This window comes from Winogradskyella sp. SM1960, from assembly GCF_020179375.1.
GTDB lineage: Bacteria > Bacteroidota > Bacteroidia > Flavobacteriales > Flavobacteriaceae > Winogradskyella > Winogradskyella marina.
Genome location: NZ_JAICBG010000001.1, coordinates 1,127,030 through 1,144,180, shown reverse-complemented (window position 1 = coordinate 1,144,180; position 17,151 = coordinate 1,127,030). Strand labels below are relative to the sequence as shown.

The window sequence follows — 17,151 nt, the reverse complement described above, 5'->3', positions numbered from 1 at the left end:
ATTTTAGTAGTAGTAACAAAAAAATAAAACACGAAAATGAATAAAGCCTTTACAGTAGCACTTTTATTTTTATTATTTACGGGTTGTGGAGTTCCTAAAAACAAAAGTATTTCAACTGAGAAAGCCATTGCGGAGTATGATGTAAAAAATGTAAGAACTTCCATTGATAAAAAATTTAAAGACTATAAGGTAGAAGAATTTTTATTTGAAGGGCATAATGCAAAGGTTGTGTTTCCAAACACTAAAAATTCAAATAATTACTGGATTTGGAGAGCTCGATTTTGGGGACATGAGCCACAAGTAGATAAGGCTTTGTTAGAAAAAGGTTTTCATGTGGTGTATGTTGATGTAGGCAATTTATTTGGAAATGATGAAGCTGTTAGCCTATGGGACAGCTTTTATAATTATTGTGTAACTAAATACAACCTTAATTCTAAAGTTGTTCTAGAAGGCATGAGCCGTGGAGGTTTAATAATTTATAATTGGGCATCAAAAAACACAGACAAAGTATATGCTATTTATGGGGATGCGCCAGTATGCGATATAAAAAGTTGGCCTGGTGGTCTTTTTAATGGAGAAGGACATACTAAATCTTGGGAGAACTGTTTAAAAGCATACAATTTAGACGCTAATTCTGTAAAAGCATACAAGGACAATCCTGTTGATAATTGTGTACGTATTGCAAAAGCAAAAATACCTGTAATACATGTTTATGGTGATGCTGATACTGTAGTGCCCTATGAAGAAAACACAGCTATCGTTGCAGAGAAAATCAAAAAAGCAGGAGGAATAATTAAAATAATACGAAAAAAAGGTGTCGGACACCACCCGCATTCATTAAAAGATCCCACACCAATTGTAGAATTTATTCTAGAAAGTGTGAAATAGCCGATCTCGTTTTTTTGAGACAAACCAGAATTTAATTTTTAGAGGTCAGTAGAAAGTTACTCAAATTAGAGTTCAAATTTGACCTGAATGTCTGGTTGAGCGCAGTCGAAACCTACTTTTTGTAAACAAATAGTTCTCGACTGCGCTCGAACTGACAACAAAACTAACTATTAAGCCTAAAATATCAAGATATCAATTTTTAATTTGGATAAGTACTTAACTAATGACCTCTATTAACTTTAATTAAATATGATGAATAACAATAGTTTATTAACCGCTCTTGTAGTATTGTTGATGATAGGAAACGTTTTTGCGAAAGATATTTATGTATCGCCCAAAGGAAACGATGCTAATCCCGGAACAAAAAACAGTCCTTATTTAAGTTTTGAAAAAGCCTTACAAGAGGTGAAAAAATATGCAAGCAAAGAGGCCGTTACGGTCTGGTTTGCTTCAGGGGAATATTACCTCAATGAGACCATTGAAATAGATAGTGATTATTCCGGGACGGTAAAAAATCCAGTTATATTTTCTGCTTTACCTGGATCAAAGGTCATTATGAAAGGCTCTCAGCACTTAAAGCATCTGGAATGGAAAGCCTATAAAAACGGTATTTATCAAGCAAAAGTTCCTGAAGGATTAGCTATGGATCAATTATTTGTTAATGGAGAACGCCAAGTTAGAGCACGGTTTCCTAATTACGATTATGAAAATCCACTTCGTGAAGGAAAAGGCTATCATCAAGTCACCGGTGGTACCAATAAACGCTATGACAAATGGTTTTCCTATGATCCTAAAACCTTTTCAGATAAAACATGGGAGCATGCTGAAACAGGAATTGTACATGGTTTCCAAAGTCATAATTGGGGAAACATGCAGTATAAAATTAAATCCATCGATAGAGAACAAAATAAAATATACCTCGATGAAGGTGGTTGGCAACTTCAAAGAACACATGGTATTGGTGGTAAAGGAAAAAAAGCTTCATTTTATTATGTGGAAAACATTTTTGAAGAACTAGATGTTCCTGGGGAATGGTTTTTAAACAAAGAAACCAATACGCTTTACTATTATCCGATGCAAGACGTACACTTAAGTGACGTTAAAATTGAAGTTCCTGTACTAAAAGATATGATTCAGTTGAAGGGCACTAAAGAAGCACCTGTAAAGCATATTCAGTTTAAAGGCTTTCATTTTACACAAACCAATTATACGTTTATGGAGTCTTATGAGCCCCTTGCTCGTGGTGACTGGGCTATTCACAGAGGCGGCACCATTTTTATGGAAGGTACAGAAAACCTGTTGATTGAAGATTGTAATTTTGAATACGTAGGAGGAAATGGTGTGTTTATGAGTGCTTACAATCGTAATAATAAAATAAGCGGTTGTCAATTTGTACACACCGGAGAAAGTGCGGTTTGTTTTGTGGGTTCGCCGGAAGCCGTTCGTTTTTATCAGACTTGGGATGATAGATTAATGGATGGGAAAAATTGGAATAAAATGCGTGAAAACATGGATTTAGAGCCAGGACCTAAAACGCCAGATTATCCAAAGAATTGTGTGGTTGAAAATAGCATCATGCACGATTTTGGTGATGTTGGCAAACAAGTGGCAGGCGTTTACATTTCTATGAGTCATAAAATAACAGCTTCTCATAATACGATATACAATTGTCCGCGCGCAGGTATATGTATTAACGATGGCACTTGGGGAGGACACCTTATTGAATTTAATGATATATGGGAAACTGTTAGAGAAACAGGAGAGCATGGCCCTTTTAATTCTTGGGGACGAGAAAGACAATGGAAAGGTGGTAGAGGAACAGATGAGCATTTCATTAAGGAATTGACGCGACTGGATGCTATTGATAATGTCGTTATTCGAAATAACCGAATCGCTAATTACCGTAAATCTATTAGTGCAGGAAATTGGACCATTGATTTAGATGATGGCTCTAGTTACTATGAGATTTATAATAATTTAAATTTAGGTTCTACCATTAAACTAAGAGATGGTATGGGACGAAAGGTGTTTAACAATATAACCGTAAGTGCAGTTCCTTTGGGTTGGCATGTATGGCCCAAAAATTCAGAAGATGAAGTTTCTATAAATATTTTTGTGATTGCTGGTGCTGTACCTGGAAATAAGGCACCAACAAAAAACTTTATACGTGAGGTTGCTTTACCAACCGATGTTAAATGGAGTACCAATTATGATAAAAACCTATACTGGAATGTTAATTACCCTGAAGGTTTTACTATGACACAAGACATGAACTTGGAGGAATGGCATAGGAGAGGGTATGACCTAGGTTCTATGGTAGCTCATCCTAATTTTGTAGATCCAATAAACGGTAATTACCAAGTGCAAGAGGATTCACCTGCATTAAAATTAGGTTTTAAAAATTTCTCAATGAATAAATTTGGACATCAGATGACACGTATTTTGCCTTTTGGAGGTGATTTTGAAAATGAGACTGAAGTTCGTTTAGAAGCAGATATTAGAGCAGAAAAGGGGGCTAAGGTGTATTTCACCACAGATGGTTCAGAACCCAATAGGAACTCAACAGTATATTCGTTACCATTTAAAATAAAGAATACTACGGTGATAAAAGCAAGAACTTTTAATGCAAACGGCATTGCAATAGGATTTACTGCAGAAGCTGTCTTTAATAAAGTAAAAACGCTTACGCATCCAAGCTGGTTGAGTACTTTAATTGCTGGTGAATATAAGGCAGAAAATAGCGAGCAGGAGAAAATTACAAAATCTAAAAAGGCTCTTGAAAAAGATGTACATGGCGCTTTGTTAATTAATATTGCAGACGATCCAGATTTAATAGATGCCACAGGTGGCTACAATTTTGGCTGTTATATTAAATCCTTAGATCCTAAAAAAGGACAAATGTGGTTAGATGCAGGATTGCACAAAGATTGGGTGATTCAAAAATTAAACAAGCATAAAATTTCAAATATTGCACATTTACAGGAGTTCCTTAAAACCTATTCAGGCAAAACAGTAACCATTACTGCGGTGAGAGATTATGGTTCTAAGGTATTTGAGGTAAGCATTCCATAAGTTCATTTAGAGTAAATATTTCATGACTAAAAACTAAACCTCAATTAGGATTATCTAATTGAGGTTTAATTTTTTTAATAGACTTATTATATCGAAAATCGGTAGCTGTTGTGTTTGAAACAGTTCCTATTCCCATATCATTAATAATATAAATGAATTTTATTGGAGCTGTTTTTATCCGCTTTTATTGGTTCAAAACGGCTAAAAGCAAAATAAATAGTGAATACGAATAGTGTTCTTTTTATAAAAATAGATAGTTATTGATATAATTTTTTAATGCCAAGTTATCTTAGCTTGTCTTGTTTCGGTATCAACCCAAACGGAAGCATGTTCAAACTCGCGGGTAAATTCCCAACCTGTACTTGATGTTCTCTGATATGCACCTTTTGGGGCTCCTAATGGTTTTTGCAATTCTGGATAATCCATTAAAGAACCATGAGCCAATTGCCATCCCCAACCATATTGAAAATAGGAATATGGCTGTGCTCCAATTAAGTAACATGCGTGATAAAACTCTAATTTCTCTTTAGAAAGTTTCGCAAACCGTTCATTTCTAAATTTTCCTTTGTAAAATGTAGGGTCTGAAACAGCTACGCTGTCATACTCTACACCAATTCTAAATATGGACATTTTTCCGGCTTTAGAAATTCTAAGCATATCTTCCCAATCATTCAATAGTTTTTCTTTACTTAAAAAGTCATTCCCATAATGTTCAAACATATTGGCATCTATAGAAGGGAAAACATGTTTCGCTATTCTAGAATTTGCATTATTACCTAGTAATATTTTATCTGAACCTAATTTTTCTTTTAAAGCTTTCATCATAGCTCCCATAGCTTTTTGAACCTCTTGGGCTTTATCTTGGCGTAACCATGAAAAACCATGCATTTGATCTATAAAAGCACCATCGGCACCAGAAAACGCAACGCCTTCAGCTACCGTGTTTACCCACCATTCTCGAAAATCAGGATTTAAAACATCAAAATAAAAAACGTTTTTTCGCTGCTCTAATGCCTTGGTTTCAGGGTTTTCTATTAAAAACGCCTTAAGTTTTGGATGATTATCAATGTTTTCATGCGTAAAATTCTTATTATAAGATGTAAATGGCCATGCATAAGCTGAATTAAAATAGAAAAGCACTTTCATATCTGGCTTTAGCTTTTTAAACGCTGCGACTTCATGTTTTGCTCCTAATTCTGCAGCACCTAATTGTCCTTGTCCATGAGATTTTTCAATACAAATAAAATCTGTTCGTTCTGCAATAAATTCAACTTCTTCTGGATGTAAAACGCGTTTTGGGTCACCAAACATATAATACATTGGGGTTGTTTTCCAATTAAATTTGGGATAAAATGGTTTTGTTTCAAAAGTACTACCATCACTTATTTTGTAAGGGGTTTGAGCTGTTTTACATGAGCAAAACAATAAAACGATTGACATTGCAATAGTAACAGAAAGACTATGTTTCATTAAATAAATATTTTGTTGTTTATATAATTACCTTTTAAAATTGTAGTTCCGATAAAGGATTTTTTTTAATAAAAAAGATGTTTTATAGATGATTCTTAAAACGTATAAATTTTAGAATTAAAAATAAACTTGCCTCAGCCGTTTATTTATAAATGAATTTAAGTTCTTTAAAAAATTCCATCGCTTTTTCCATAGTTGAATTAAAAATAACATCTGTATTTTTCTTTCTGAAAAAAGAACCATTAAAAAAACCATGACCTTCCCCTTCATATGCAATCAATTCACAACTATTCCCTTCCTCATTCATCAAATTTGTAAAGCGTTGTACATTTTCAAACGGAACTGTTTTATCAGCCGTTCCATGAAAAATTAAAGTAGGTACAATTCCTTCACGAACATGGCTGCAAGGAGATATTTCCGTTTTTCTCGCTTCGCCCACTTTTTTCAAGCCATAGCCTTTTTCTGTGGTATCAATTACCGGATTAAAAAGTAGCATTGCATTAGGAACCGAACTTACTTTTAATTCTTCCCCAACTTCTTCATTTCCTTCAATAACTCCTGTACAAGCCGCTAAATGGCCACCAGCAGAACCTCCTGAGGCAATTACTCTATCAGGATCTATGCCCAATTCAGAAGCATGTACTCTCACCCATCTTATGGCAGATTTGGCATCACGCACACAATCAAAAGGCGTTGTATTATGTTTTTTAAAAACTCTATATTCAGCTGAAATAGCTACAATTCCTCTTTCTGAAAAATATCTTGCTTGTTGGTAAAATTGTTTTGGTGAACCACCTGACCAACCTCCACCAAAAAAGAAAACAACTACAGGTCTTTTGTCCTTCTTTTTATGTTTTTCCGGTTTAAAAACATGAAGTTTTAAGGTTGTTTGTGGCGTTGTTTTATAAATCAAAGTTTCATTGGGCTCATAAGAAACCTGTCCTTTTGCAATAAATGAAAAGGAGATTAAGAATAAAATTAGAAATATTTTACTGTTTTTCATAAACCTTTAGGGTTGAAAAGTATCTGTTCGAAATGGGTATACAGGTAAATCTAGTTCATTAACCAAATTTACTTCTGGCTTAGCAGTGAACGCGTATCGAATGTATTTAGGTTTTAACAATTTATTAGAATGCAGTACGACTGTTTTTCCTTTTATTTTGGCAGTTGCAGAAAACCATTTTTTAGAATCATCTGCTAACCAAAAGGCTGTTGGTGCTTTTCCATCTTTTGTTTTAAGCTTTTCAGCATAGTCAAAGTAAGCGACTATAGTATTCCCTTTTATTTTTGTTTTTTTTAATATGGGACCACAAGATTTAGTATCGGATTTTAATATCTCATCCATTGCCAATAAAGCTAAACGTTTACCAATAGGTAATTTATCTTTTGGGTGAATATCCTTAACATCACCTAAATCTATTGTGTTTACTACTGATGTATTAGGCAACTCAAGGGCTTTTAATTGTGACTCTCGCATCCATGCCCATGAATGAGCATTAGGATTTTCAGAATTAATATCTTTTCCTAAATCTAAAATTTTTCCGTAACCTGGTAGCATTACTACCATAAAATGCATACTATCATTATTCCAAGATTTCCGATAGCTTTTTATCCATTCTTTAAGTGTTTCCCCATACTTTAGCATTCCTGAATTTCTGGAAAACCACGGTTTCGTTGCCATACCATGCATAGATCTTGTATTGCGTTCGCCTTGGTACCAAACTAATCCTTTACAAGCATAAGGAACTAATGGATACATCATTGCATTGTAAAGTATATTAGATTGCCTACGTAAAAAAACATCATCTTTTCTTGACCATGGTTTCGGACCATCTAAAATAGTTTTTAGTCTGTTTTTAGTTTCTATATCTGCATCAAACTCATCCATAATCGTTTTAAAATGAGGTACTGTTTTGGTCATTTCTCTTGGCATCCAAGCTTCTATAGACGAGCTTCCCCAAGATGTTAATATAATACCAACGGGAACATTGGCAGATTTTTGAAGAAAATAAGCAAAAGAAAAGGCTACAGCACTATTGGGTTGTTCATTCTTCCATATACCTTCACATGTGTCTTGAGGCTCAAATGCGACAGTGTTTTTTACAGTAAAACTTCGAATATTAGAAGATTTAGGTATTAAAGCCTTAATTTCAGGAATACCTCCAACTTTCATTTGCATATTAGATTGCCCAGAACAAATCCATACATCTCCAACTACAATATCTGAAATCTCTATTTCTTCTTCATTTACTGAAGATGAAATAATCATGGTTTTAGGTTCAAAGCTTGCGCTTAAAGCGTTTAAATCTATACGCCATTTACCATTAGAATCTACAACGATACTTTTTTCTGAATCAGCAAAATTTACGGTAATGGTTGTTCCAACCTCAGCCTTTCCCCATACAGGAATAGGCTGATCACGTTGCAAAACCATATGGTTTTTAAAAAGAGAACCTAATTTAAAGGCGGTTTTAACATCAGCTTTTAAAGCAGACGCTGCTAACGTAGAGCATGAATTCTCGGCAAATAAACAATTACTCAAGATTAAACTAATACATAATATTAAAGTATTTAACCTTTTCATAGAATTTTAATTTTTAGACTTTTTCTTTTTTGAGGTTCACTTCTTATTTTCACTTTTCCATAGAATAATATTATCTACGTCATTTTGAGAAAACTCTCCTTTGGTGCTTCTTCCGGTTTTTATGTCTAATTCTAATTGCTTTAGAAGTTTTTCTACAATATCAGGATGTGTTGTATATAGGTTTGTAGTCTCAGCAGGATCATTTTCCATGTCATATAATTGCGCAATAGGCATAGTATCTAAACTAGGATCATCTTCTTTTGGTACACTCCAACCACCAGATGCCTTTGCTAGTAACAATTTCCATTTTCCTAGTCTGTAAGCAAAATGACCACTAATAGAATGGTGAATAACACCAGCTCTAGTACTGTTAATAGTTTCCCCATGTAATGCTGGTAAAAAACTTACACTATCTTCTCCACTTTTGCTTGGCATAGCAACACCTGTTAGCTCTGAAAACGTAGCGAAAATATCGGTTAAGCAAATTAAATCATGGTTTGTTGTGTTAGGTACTACGGTATTCGGCCATTTTACAATAAAAGGAATGCGATGTCCGCCGTCCCATAAATCGGATTTTGAACCACGATAACCTGCACTTACAATATGCCCTTGTCGTTTTAAGTTAGGTATGTTTGCTGCTTTAGAAGTCCCATTGTCACTACTAAAAATCACCAATGTATTTTCTGATAAGCCGTTATCTTTTAATGCTTTTGTTATAGCGCCTACGGTGCCATCTGTTTGCATCACAAAATCGGCATAATTACCAAGTCCACTTTTGCCTTGCCATTCTTTTGAAGGTACAATTGGTGTATGCGGAGATCCTAAAGGCACATATAAGAAAAATGGTTGTCCGTCTTTGTTTTTTGCTTGATTGTTAATATAATCTACAGACTTAGTCGTTAAGCGAGGTAACATATTAATTTCATCATCATGAATAATGACTTGGTCGTTTTCTATAACTGCTTTCATACTTCCAGCATGGTGAAAACCATGAAAATAATCAAAGCCTCTTTGGTTAGGACCGTCTGGAATACGAGCGCCAATAGGCGGTAATTTTTTTCCTTTTTTTGGAATTAGTGCTTGCGTAGTAGAATCCAAATACTGAAAATTAAGATGCCATTTTCCTATTATAGCCGTGTGGTACCCTTGGTCTTTAAGAAAGTTTCCTATCGTAGGTCGGTCTTCTTTAATTAAATTGGGTTTAAAACCAGATACAACTCCACGTTGTAACTTTGTTCTCCAACTATAACGCCCTGTCATTATACCATAACGCGTTGGGGTACAAACGGAGGAACCGGAATGCGCATCTGTAAAGATCATCCCTTCCTCTGTTAGTTTATCAATATGTGGGGTTTTAATTTTACTTGTTTCAGGTGCTAAACTTTGCACATCACCATAGCCTAAATCATCACACAATATCAATACGATATTGGGTTTTTTAGAATTTACTTGTGCGTTAGAAAACCAAGTAAAGGTGCTTAATAGGATTACAACTAAGCTAGTTGTAGAGACTCCAATTTTATTCATGATAGTTCTAATAGTTATCGTTTTTATCTTGAATTAGTATCAAAATAATAATCCGTTTATTTTAAATGCGAAACAAAAAAATCAATAGTTGATTGTTCAATTTCTCCTCGTGTTGGATTTATGTCTGCACCTACTTTACGCCAATTATGCCCTGAGTTTTTTACAATTAATGTGGTTACAGGCGCGCCAATTTTATTCGCTTTTTCTGCCATGTAATAGGCATGTTTTACGGGGATAGTAGTATCCTTATCGCCCTGAATCATTAATAATGGTGCGCTGTTTTTTTCTAAATAATTAATAGGACTCATTTCTTTGTAAAGCAATAATTTATCTTTAGGTTTGGTATCTGGTTGAGTTATTCTTTCGCCAAATCTATCTTTAAAATTTGGGCTGTCATCATGGTTGAATAAATTGATATCTTCAAAATCACAAGGACCATACCAAGACACGCCAGCGACCATGTTATACGTGTAAGAAGCTAATTCAGGATCTCCTTTTAAAGTTTCTGGTGAACTTAATAATAGCATTTGGGAAATTTGACCGCCAGCAGAGTCTCCAAAAGAGAAAAACTGATTGGCATCAATTCCTAATGTGTCACTATGTTTAGATAAATAACGCATAGCATCTTTACTGTCTATTACGCAGTCTCGCATAGTATTATTTCCGTCTTTTTCCCAAAGTCTATAACTAACGGATACCACACAGAATCCTTTTTCTAAAAGTGCCGTATGTACGGTTTTAAAAGAGGCATTAGCTGCGCCATGTCTACTTCCTTGTGCCCAGCCACCTCCATGTGTGTAAATTACTACGGGTAATTTTTTACCTTCTTTTGCTATTTTAGGATAATAAATATCTAAGTATAAATCCTTTTCTTCGGTAACTTTGTAAAGCACATTTAACTTTCGTTTTCCTTCTGTTTTCAAGTATGGAACGCGCTTATTAGCCGAATATTCTTCAAAGCTAATGAGGTCATCTTCGTTACTGTCTAATATTTTATGTAAATGTTTCCAGAGGCGTTTGTTATCCTTCTCTGTAAATTTACCGTCTTTGTTTTTATCTAATCTTTTCCAAGATGTGTTAATGTAAACATCGCGATACGCTCCGTTAGATTGATCCTCTGATTGCGCCATTCCTTTAAAAAAAGGAAATATGATGCATAAAATTACTAATGAAAAATTAAATTTTATAAGTCTTGTCATAACGCTGCAGTATTTCTTATTAATGTTTGGTTATTCTTTAAACGCAAAATTTGCTTGTGGCCATTCGCCTGTAATAGCATCGTTTTCTTGCACTTTTCCAGGGGTACTTCTACCGTCTCTTATTTGTTGGATTAGAATCTCTTTTAATTCCTTAACTTTTTCCGGAAATTGATCGGCAACGTTATTTTTTTCTTTGACGTCTGTTTTTAAATTGTATAGAATCTCTTCTGCAGTAACACCTTTATGTATTTTTGTCTTCCCAGAGGCCATAATGCCAGAATTAGGCGATACAATTAATTTCCAATCTCCTTTTCTAATAGCAAAAACACCATACTTGTCATGATGAATCGTTGCTTCTCTTAAATAATCACCTTCATTGGTTAATATCGGCATCATGCTAAAACTGTCTTCAGCCTCATTATCCTTAAAATCATAACCGATAATATCGGCGCAAGTGGCCATAAAGTCTGTAGTACATATGGTGGTATCGGAAACCGAATTGGGTTTAATTTTTCCTGGCCATTTTACTAAAAATGGGACTCTGTGACCTCCTTCAAAATAACTCCCTTTATAACCGCTGTATATATAACTCGGACTGTGTTTTTTTTGTCGCAAGGTTTTTAAATCATTGGTGGTGGCATAGCCATTATCACTTGTAAAAACGACTAATGTATTATCTTCTATCCCTTGTTCTTTTAGTGTTTTAAAGATATTGCCCATTAAATCATCAATCATAATTACAAAATCGGCATATGGGCTGCCTATGTCACTTTGCCCTTTCCATGGCGCAATTGGTAAAACGGGATTATGTGGCGAAGGCAAAGGAATATACATAAAAAATGGTTGGTCTTTATTGGCATTCTCCTTAATAAAAGAAATGGATTTGTCAACAACGTTTGGTAGGACCTCTTCATGTTTAAAATCATCAGCAATAGCGCCTTTTATCCAACTACTAAAAGGATATGTTTTTCTGCTTCGTTCTGTTATTTCTGTAGGAATCATAGTAGCCTTATTATTTTCTATATAAACGTAAGGCGGCATGTTTAAGGATGCAGAAATCATATAAGAATAATCGAAGCCCATGTCATTAGGTCCAAATTTTAAAGGCTTGCTATAATCCATATTTTTAAAATTTAAACGCTCAGATGTATTTGAAAAATGATCAAACTCTGGGCTATTATTTTTCATAGACCAATTTAAACCTAAGTGCCATTTTCCTATACTAGCCGTTTTATAGCCATTATCTTTTAGCATTTGCGCTACTGTTAATCTGTTTTTCTGAATTAAACTAGGTGAGTTTCCCCAAGTCACAAATTCTTTTAAAGGGGTTCGCCAATTGTACCTTCCTGTTAAAATACCGTATCGTGTTGGTGTACATACAGAAGATGAGGTATGTGCATCTGTAAACTGCATACCTTCTTTTCCCATTTGATCTAAATGAGGGGTTTGAATTTTACTGTTCTCATTATAGAGGCTAACATCACCAATTCCTAAATCATCAGCTAAAATGTATATGATGTTTGGTTTTTTAGTTTTTTGTTGTTCTGTAATGTCTTCATTATCAAAACTTGATAGCATAAAAAGGGATGCCAATAACAAGCTGCTAATTATAAGTATTTGAGTTGTTTTAGTTTTCATAATTTTATTTAATTGTTTTTTAAAGTCACTTCTATAACGAAACCAAGCGCATCTTTAGGCACTCCGGTTACTGTGGTTTGTAATCCGTTTTTATTTTGAGTATAACTAAGAGTTTTATCGCTTCCTAATAGTTTTACTTTTTCAATATCACCTTTCCCTTTTCTCAGTGATTTTATTAAAATATCACCATCTGTATTGGTTAGTGAAATGGCGTACACCTTATTTCCTTTAGTTGTAAACCAAAAGTCTTTGGATGTAAATTCTCTTTGGAACCCTTTAGAGGCTCTATGACCTGTACCATCTAATAGCGTTTCTTCTTGGCCTTCGTTTGGTGTGTTCCAACGGGTTGTGCCGTAAACAGCATCAGCATTTTTATGGATCCATTTTCCCATTGCTCGTAAGTTTTGTGCACTAGTTTCTGGTACGTGTCCTTTTCCGTCAGGACCAATGTTTAATAGATAGTTGCCACCTTTCGATAAAATATCTACAAAGTAGTAGAGTAGTTCTTTTGGACTTTTCCAATCGTTGTCATAAGATTTATAGCCCCAAGAATTGTTTGTGGTTCCACAGGTTTCCCAATACTTTTCTAGGGTTTCGGATGCTGAAGGAATCTTATTATCTCCTGCGTCTAAATAATCACCAAAAGCATAACCAACTCTTCGGTTAACTAAAACATTTGGATTGATATCATAAACCAATTTGTAAAACTGAAAGGCTTGTGCTTCCGTAGTAAAACCTGTGCCATCAAACCAGATTAAACGTAGTTCTGGTAACATAGTTAGCAATTCCTCTATTTGAGGATAAGCTTTATTTTGAAGGTATTCCTCATGTGTGTTGTCACTTGGATCCCATAAATTTTTACCATTCGGATGCGTATAAATGCCAAGAGAATCGTTTACTTTTTTTACGTTAGCATAATTTCCATCTGTTCCATCCATCCAATCATTACCATGCGAATAATATACCCCAAAATCGATACCTTCGGCCAAACAGGCGTCGTAAAGCTCCTTAATAATATCTGCTTTGTACGGTGTGGCGTCTACCATATTAAAGTCTGAACTTTTAGAATCGAACAACGCAAAACCGTCATGATGTTTTGAAGTGATGACGATGTATTTCATACCAACATCCTTGGCTAATTTTACAACGTTTTGCGCAAAGGATTTATCAGGGTTAAAGGTTTTAGCTAACTCTTTATAGTCTTCTCTAGGAATTTGAAACGCATACATTAACCATTCGGCTACTTTTGGTCCTGGATGTGGTGCATTATTAATTTTAGTGCCTTTCCAAATACCGCCAGCTTGTGAATACAATCCCCAATGTATAAACATGCCAAACTTCGCTTCTTTAAACCGTTTTAGGGCTTCTTGTTTTTCATCAGACTGGTGCATTACTAACCATTCTTGATGATACTTACCAGAACCAATTTGTTTTTTAAAATGCGGAATGAATCTAAGGCTTTTAAAATCGGCTTCAGTCGTTATAGAAAGTGTCTGTTTTTCTGTGTTTTTTAGTGGGATTATGTTTTTGAACTCGGAAACGATTTCATTTTCATTTATAACATAGTTTTTTGATAAGGATTCTTCAAAAACTTGTTCTCCTAGTTTTACTGTTCCTCTTTTATTATCCGTAAAAGAAGCATCTTTAGTCACTACTTGAAGCACATAATCGGAAGGGTTTTTTACCTCAAAAGTCCAAGAAAAAGTAGTTCCTTCTTTAGTTGCATCTGTTTTGTCTAAAACGATCCAATTATTGGTTTGGTCAAATTCTTGATTTTGAAAAGTGTTAGCTTTTTCTTTGGTTGTACAGCTATATTGCGCTATTAAGGTTAATACGAGCGAACATATAAGTATTGTGTTTATTTTTAATCGTTTCATAGTTAAAATGATTTTATAATAGCATCTAAACTAACGCCCAATGTGGTTTCGGAAATTTTACTTAATTCTCGTTCATCTCCTTGTAAATGCATCGTGGTTTGAATATGAACCATGGTTTCATTCGGTTGTAATGCTGCTGCTGGTGATGAGGTTTCTAACTCATAAAAGGGACCCATTGACGGAACGCCTGGTTCTGGTGATCCATCGTTATATGCATTTATAACATCGCCAGCAAAGGGTTCTTCTTGGTGCTCCCATGCTGAATTCACATAGCCATGAGGTGCTTCTTGAGTATTATAAGTCACCAAAGTCAAAACTTTCCCTACGGCATCATAGCTTCCGGCAATTCCTTTTGTACGTTTTGAGTTGATGCCAATTTTACTGCGTTTTGTTCCGTCTCCTTTAAAAAACAAAACATCATTTTTTACTTCTAAATAGTCATTTGGCACCTTACCAAAATAGGTGTCATTTACCTTTTGTCCTAAGACAGTTTCTTCTCCTTCTTTAAAAGGAATAATCATCGTTGTTTCTGGTGATGGGTTATACATTCCTAACATCCAGATAGAAGGTAAGCCCGTTTCAGGTAACCATTGTTGATCACCAATATTTGTGATTTGATTATTGGTTTGGTAGCCAACAAACGCAACATTTGCTGAAAATTTTGTTTTTATAATGGTTTCAATGGTGGCTTTGTTTAAAATAGTAATGGAACGACCAATACCCATTTTAAAAACAGTCCCACTTTTGTTTGTCAGTTCACAACGGTGTTCAAATGTTACCGCATTGTTTGTTTTTGATACCAAAGTAAAAGCTTCTGTATCGATTACTGCAGGAGTTTTCCAGTTTGAAAATTCAAAATCGTCTTCTGGTTTAAAAAAGAGCGAAAACTGACCGCCTTCAGGACCTAACCAAAAACGCTCTTCACCTCCAAATACATAAATCTGATTTTCTAAGCGACCTTTACGCTCTTCCTCGGACAAGAAACCAGCTTCAATCACTTTTTTATTAATCCACCCAAAACCGTCACCTTCATTTACATTTGTAGTGCTCGTCATAACACGTCCTTGAAATTGTGGTGCAATAGCTACAGCGCTTTGTTCTTCTTGCAAAACAATAATATCTGTATGTTTTTTTAGAAAGTTAAGGTCTTTAGCAAAACCGTGGTCTTTTTTCAGTGTATCAATCATAGTTTTAGAATGGTAGTGTACTTATAAATTCAATAGAATCTCAAAATCGTTTTCTGCGAGATTAAAATTTTCAAGGTTACTAATTTGTAATTTCTTTGAGATTAACCTCATATCTAATTCAACCTAAAAGATGTCTCTTTTAAATAAATAGATCATTTTAGATATGCTCGAAATCAAAATAATTCATCTTTTTAGTTTTTTTCGGCAATCCCATTATTAGGACTCCAATAAGGAATTCCTTGTGCTTCTAATTGCTCGTAATATTTGGTGTGAAGCGGTTGTTGTTTTATCCGCTTTCTATTTTCGTTTATCATTAGTGGCATAGAGGCAGACCACCAGTTGTTATAAGGTTGTTGAAATTTGGCAATGACATCAGGGTGTTCTGAAGCCACGTTTTTGCGCTCTCCAGGATCTTTACTAATATCGTATAACTCTTCGTTATTGATAAAGCGCCACTGTTGACTTCTAATCGCCATTTTAGTGTATTTGGCTTCGTTGACCATGCCTGTTTTCCAGCGTCCACAATGTGTAAATAGCAAACGGTCTTCCCAAGTTGTCGTTGTATCTTCTAATAAAGGGATTAATGACAAGCCTTCTAAAGGCTGCATTGTTTCTGGAAGTTTAGCTCCAGTTAATTCCGCAAAGGTTGGGTATAAATCGAGGTGTGCTGTAAGTTGGTGAATGTCTTTTCCTTCCGTTAGCACACCTTTCCAATACATGAACAATGGTACATGATCTCCACCTTCGTAAGGTGAATTTTTTCCGCCTCTTAAGCCTGCATTAAAATGTCTTATTTTTTTCCCATTTAGTGTTCCGCCTAAATGTGTAGCGCCATTATCTGTGGTAAAAATGACTAAAGTATTGTCTAAAGCATCCCATTCTTCAAGTTTGCGCATTAGTCTTCCAAAATTATCATCGATGTTTTCAATCATACCGTATCTACTCGCAGTACCTTCATCATAGCCTAATTCTAAAAAACGTTTTTTGTATGCTTTAGGTGCAACTAGAGGTGCATGAGGTGCGTTAAGAGATAGATAGGTGAAGTATGGTGTTTTAGCATCAATTTGTTTCTTCGTCCAAGCCAATCCTGCATCAAAAAACACATCGGTACAAAAGCCCATGGTTTTTACAACCGTATCATTGTGAAGTAAAACATTATCAAAATACACGTTGTCTTTATTCGGTGGAAAATCGCCTAAGCTTACTTGGCCTATACCACCAGCTCCATGCATCAATACTTCATTAAATCCTCGATTTTGCGGTAAATAGTCCTCGGCATCTCCTAAATGCCATTTGCCAAAAAGTCCGGTTTGGTAGCCTGCAGATTGCAAGGCTTGTGGAAGGGTGTGCACCTCTAAAGCCATGCGTTCGCGTTCTAAAATGGTATGTGTAACACCAACTCTAAATTCATGTTGACCACTCATAATTGCAGCGCGTGTTGGCGCACAAGTGGGACTGACATGGTATTCGGTAAAACGTGTTGATTTTTCATAGAACGCATCAATATTAGGCGTCTTTACAACCTCATTTCCCATACAAGACAAATCGCCCATACCTTGGTCATCTGTCATCACAAAGATGATATTGGGCCTACTGTCTTTTAACGTGCTAGCGTTTTCTTGGGCATAGCCAATTTGAAAAAAAAATAGGAAACACAAACAACAGTATGTAACTGTATTTTTCATGATTCCTATTTTTATCTTAAACAT

11 protein-coding genes are annotated in these 17,151 nt (G+C 35.1%); 2 read left to right on the top strand and 9 right to left on the bottom strand.

What is annotated here, in order from left to right; translation table 11 throughout:
* Nucleotides 1-36: 36 nt before the first annotated feature.
* Both K1X16_RS04855 and K1X16_RS04850 read left to right on the top strand, forming a co-directional pair.
* Nucleotides 37-888, top strand: a complete 852-nt coding sequence (locus tag K1X16_RS04855) for an alpha/beta hydrolase family protein (RefSeq protein WP_225035248.1) — start codon at nt 37-39, stop codon at nt 886-888.
* Between the two features lie 249 nt (nt 889-1,137).
* On the top strand, nt 1,138-3,960 hold the full coding sequence (locus K1X16_RS04850) for a chitobiase/beta-hexosaminidase C-terminal domain-containing protein (protein WP_225035247.1): 2,823 nt from the start codon (nt 1,138-1,140) through the stop codon (nt 3,958-3,960).
* 273 nt (nt 3,961-4,233) lie between these two features.
* Here K1X16_RS04850 and K1X16_RS04845 read toward each other — a convergent pair whose 3' ends face one another.
* From K1X16_RS04845 to K1X16_RS04805, 9 genes are all read right to left on the bottom strand, one after another.
* On the bottom strand, nt 4,234-5,430 hold the full coding sequence (locus tag K1X16_RS04845) for a putative glycoside hydrolase (protein ID WP_225035246.1): 1,197 nt from the start codon (nt 5,428-5,430) through the stop codon (nt 4,234-4,236).
* A 142-nt stretch (nt 5,431-5,572) separates the two neighbouring features.
* On the bottom strand, nt 5,573-6,433 hold the full coding sequence (locus K1X16_RS04840) for an alpha/beta hydrolase (RefSeq protein ID WP_225035245.1): 861 nt from the start codon (nt 6,431-6,433) through the stop codon (nt 5,573-5,575).
* A gap of 6 nt (nt 6,434-6,439) precedes the next feature.
* Complete coding sequence (locus K1X16_RS04835) at nt 6,440-8,014, bottom strand: sialate O-acetylesterase (protein WP_225035244.1); 1,575 nt, start codon at nt 8,012-8,014, stop codon at nt 6,440-6,442.
* A 36-nt stretch (nt 8,015-8,050) separates the two neighbouring features.
* Entirely contained in the window at nt 8,051-9,541 is a 1,491-nt protein-coding gene (locus K1X16_RS04830; RefSeq protein WP_225035243.1) for a sulfatase family protein, read from the bottom strand.
* Nucleotides 9,542-9,597: 56 nt separating this feature from the next.
* The gene (locus K1X16_RS04825; protein ID WP_225035242.1) at nt 9,598-10,740 is read right to left on the bottom strand and encodes an alpha/beta hydrolase; all 1,143 of its coding nucleotides are present in this window, start codon (nt 10,738-10,740) and stop codon (nt 9,598-9,600) included.
* Between the two features lie 30 nt (nt 10,741-10,770).
* Nucleotides 10,771-12,378: a sulfatase family protein gene (locus tag K1X16_RS04820; RefSeq protein WP_225035241.1), complete on the bottom strand. Its 1,608-nt coding sequence runs from the start codon at nt 12,376-12,378 to the stop codon at nt 10,771-10,773.
* An 8-nt stretch (nt 12,379-12,386) separates the two neighbouring features.
* Nucleotides 12,387-14,255, bottom strand: a complete 1,869-nt coding sequence (locus K1X16_RS04815; protein WP_225035240.1) for an alpha-L-fucosidase — start codon at nt 14,253-14,255, stop codon at nt 12,387-12,389.
* Nucleotides 14,256-14,257: 2 nt separating this feature from the next.
* Nucleotides 14,258-15,442 carry a DUF6786 family protein gene (locus K1X16_RS04810; RefSeq protein WP_225035239.1) on the bottom strand — a complete coding sequence of 395 codons (1,185 nt, stop codon included), beginning with the start codon at nt 15,440-15,442 and terminating at the stop codon, nt 14,258-14,260.
* A gap of 191 nt (nt 15,443-15,633) precedes the next feature.
* A complete protein-coding gene (locus K1X16_RS04805) occupies nt 15,634-17,127 on the bottom strand; it encodes an arylsulfatase (protein ID WP_225035238.1) in 1,494 nt (497 codons plus the stop codon).
* Nucleotides 17,128-17,151: the final 24 nt, after the last annotated feature.

Excerpts from the sequence above, each read along its gene's own strand:
- K1X16_RS04830 (WP_225035243.1), bottom strand. The coding sequence starts at position 9,541 with ATGAATAAAATTGGAGTCTCTACAACTAGCTTAGTTGTAATCCTATTA.
- K1X16_RS04815 (WP_225035240.1), bottom strand. The coding sequence starts at position 14,255 with ATGAAACGATTAAAAATAAACACAATACTTATATGTTCGCTCGTATTA.
- K1X16_RS04805 (WP_225035238.1), bottom strand. The coding sequence starts at position 17,127 with ATGAAAAATACAGTTACATACTGTTGTTTGTGTTTCCTATTTTTTTTT.
- K1X16_RS04845 (WP_225035246.1), bottom strand. The coding sequence starts at position 5,430 with ATGAAACATAGTCTTTCTGTTACTATTGCAATGTCAATCGTTTTATTG.
- K1X16_RS04820 (WP_225035241.1), bottom strand. The coding sequence starts at position 12,378 with ATGAAAACTAAAACAACTCAAATACTTATAATTAGCAGCTTGTTATTG.
- K1X16_RS04850 (WP_225035247.1), top strand. The coding sequence starts at position 1,138 with ATGATGAATAACAATAGTTTATTAACCGCTCTTGTAGTATTGTTGATG.
- K1X16_RS04810 (WP_225035239.1), bottom strand. The coding sequence starts at position 15,442 with ATGATTGATACACTGAAAAAAGACCACGGTTTTGCTAAAGACCTTAAC.
- K1X16_RS04855 (WP_225035248.1), top strand. The coding sequence starts at position 37 with ATGAATAAAGCCTTTACAGTAGCACTTTTATTTTTATTATTTACGGGT.
- K1X16_RS04825 (WP_225035242.1), bottom strand. The coding sequence starts at position 10,740 with ATGACAAGACTTATAAAATTTAATTTTTCATTAGTAATTTTATGCATC.
- K1X16_RS04840 (WP_225035245.1), bottom strand. The coding sequence starts at position 6,433 with ATGAAAAACAGTAAAATATTTCTAATTTTATTCTTAATCTCCTTTTCA.
- K1X16_RS04835 (WP_225035244.1), bottom strand. The coding sequence starts at position 8,014 with ATGAAAAGGTTAAATACTTTAATATTATGTATTAGTTTAATCTTGAGT.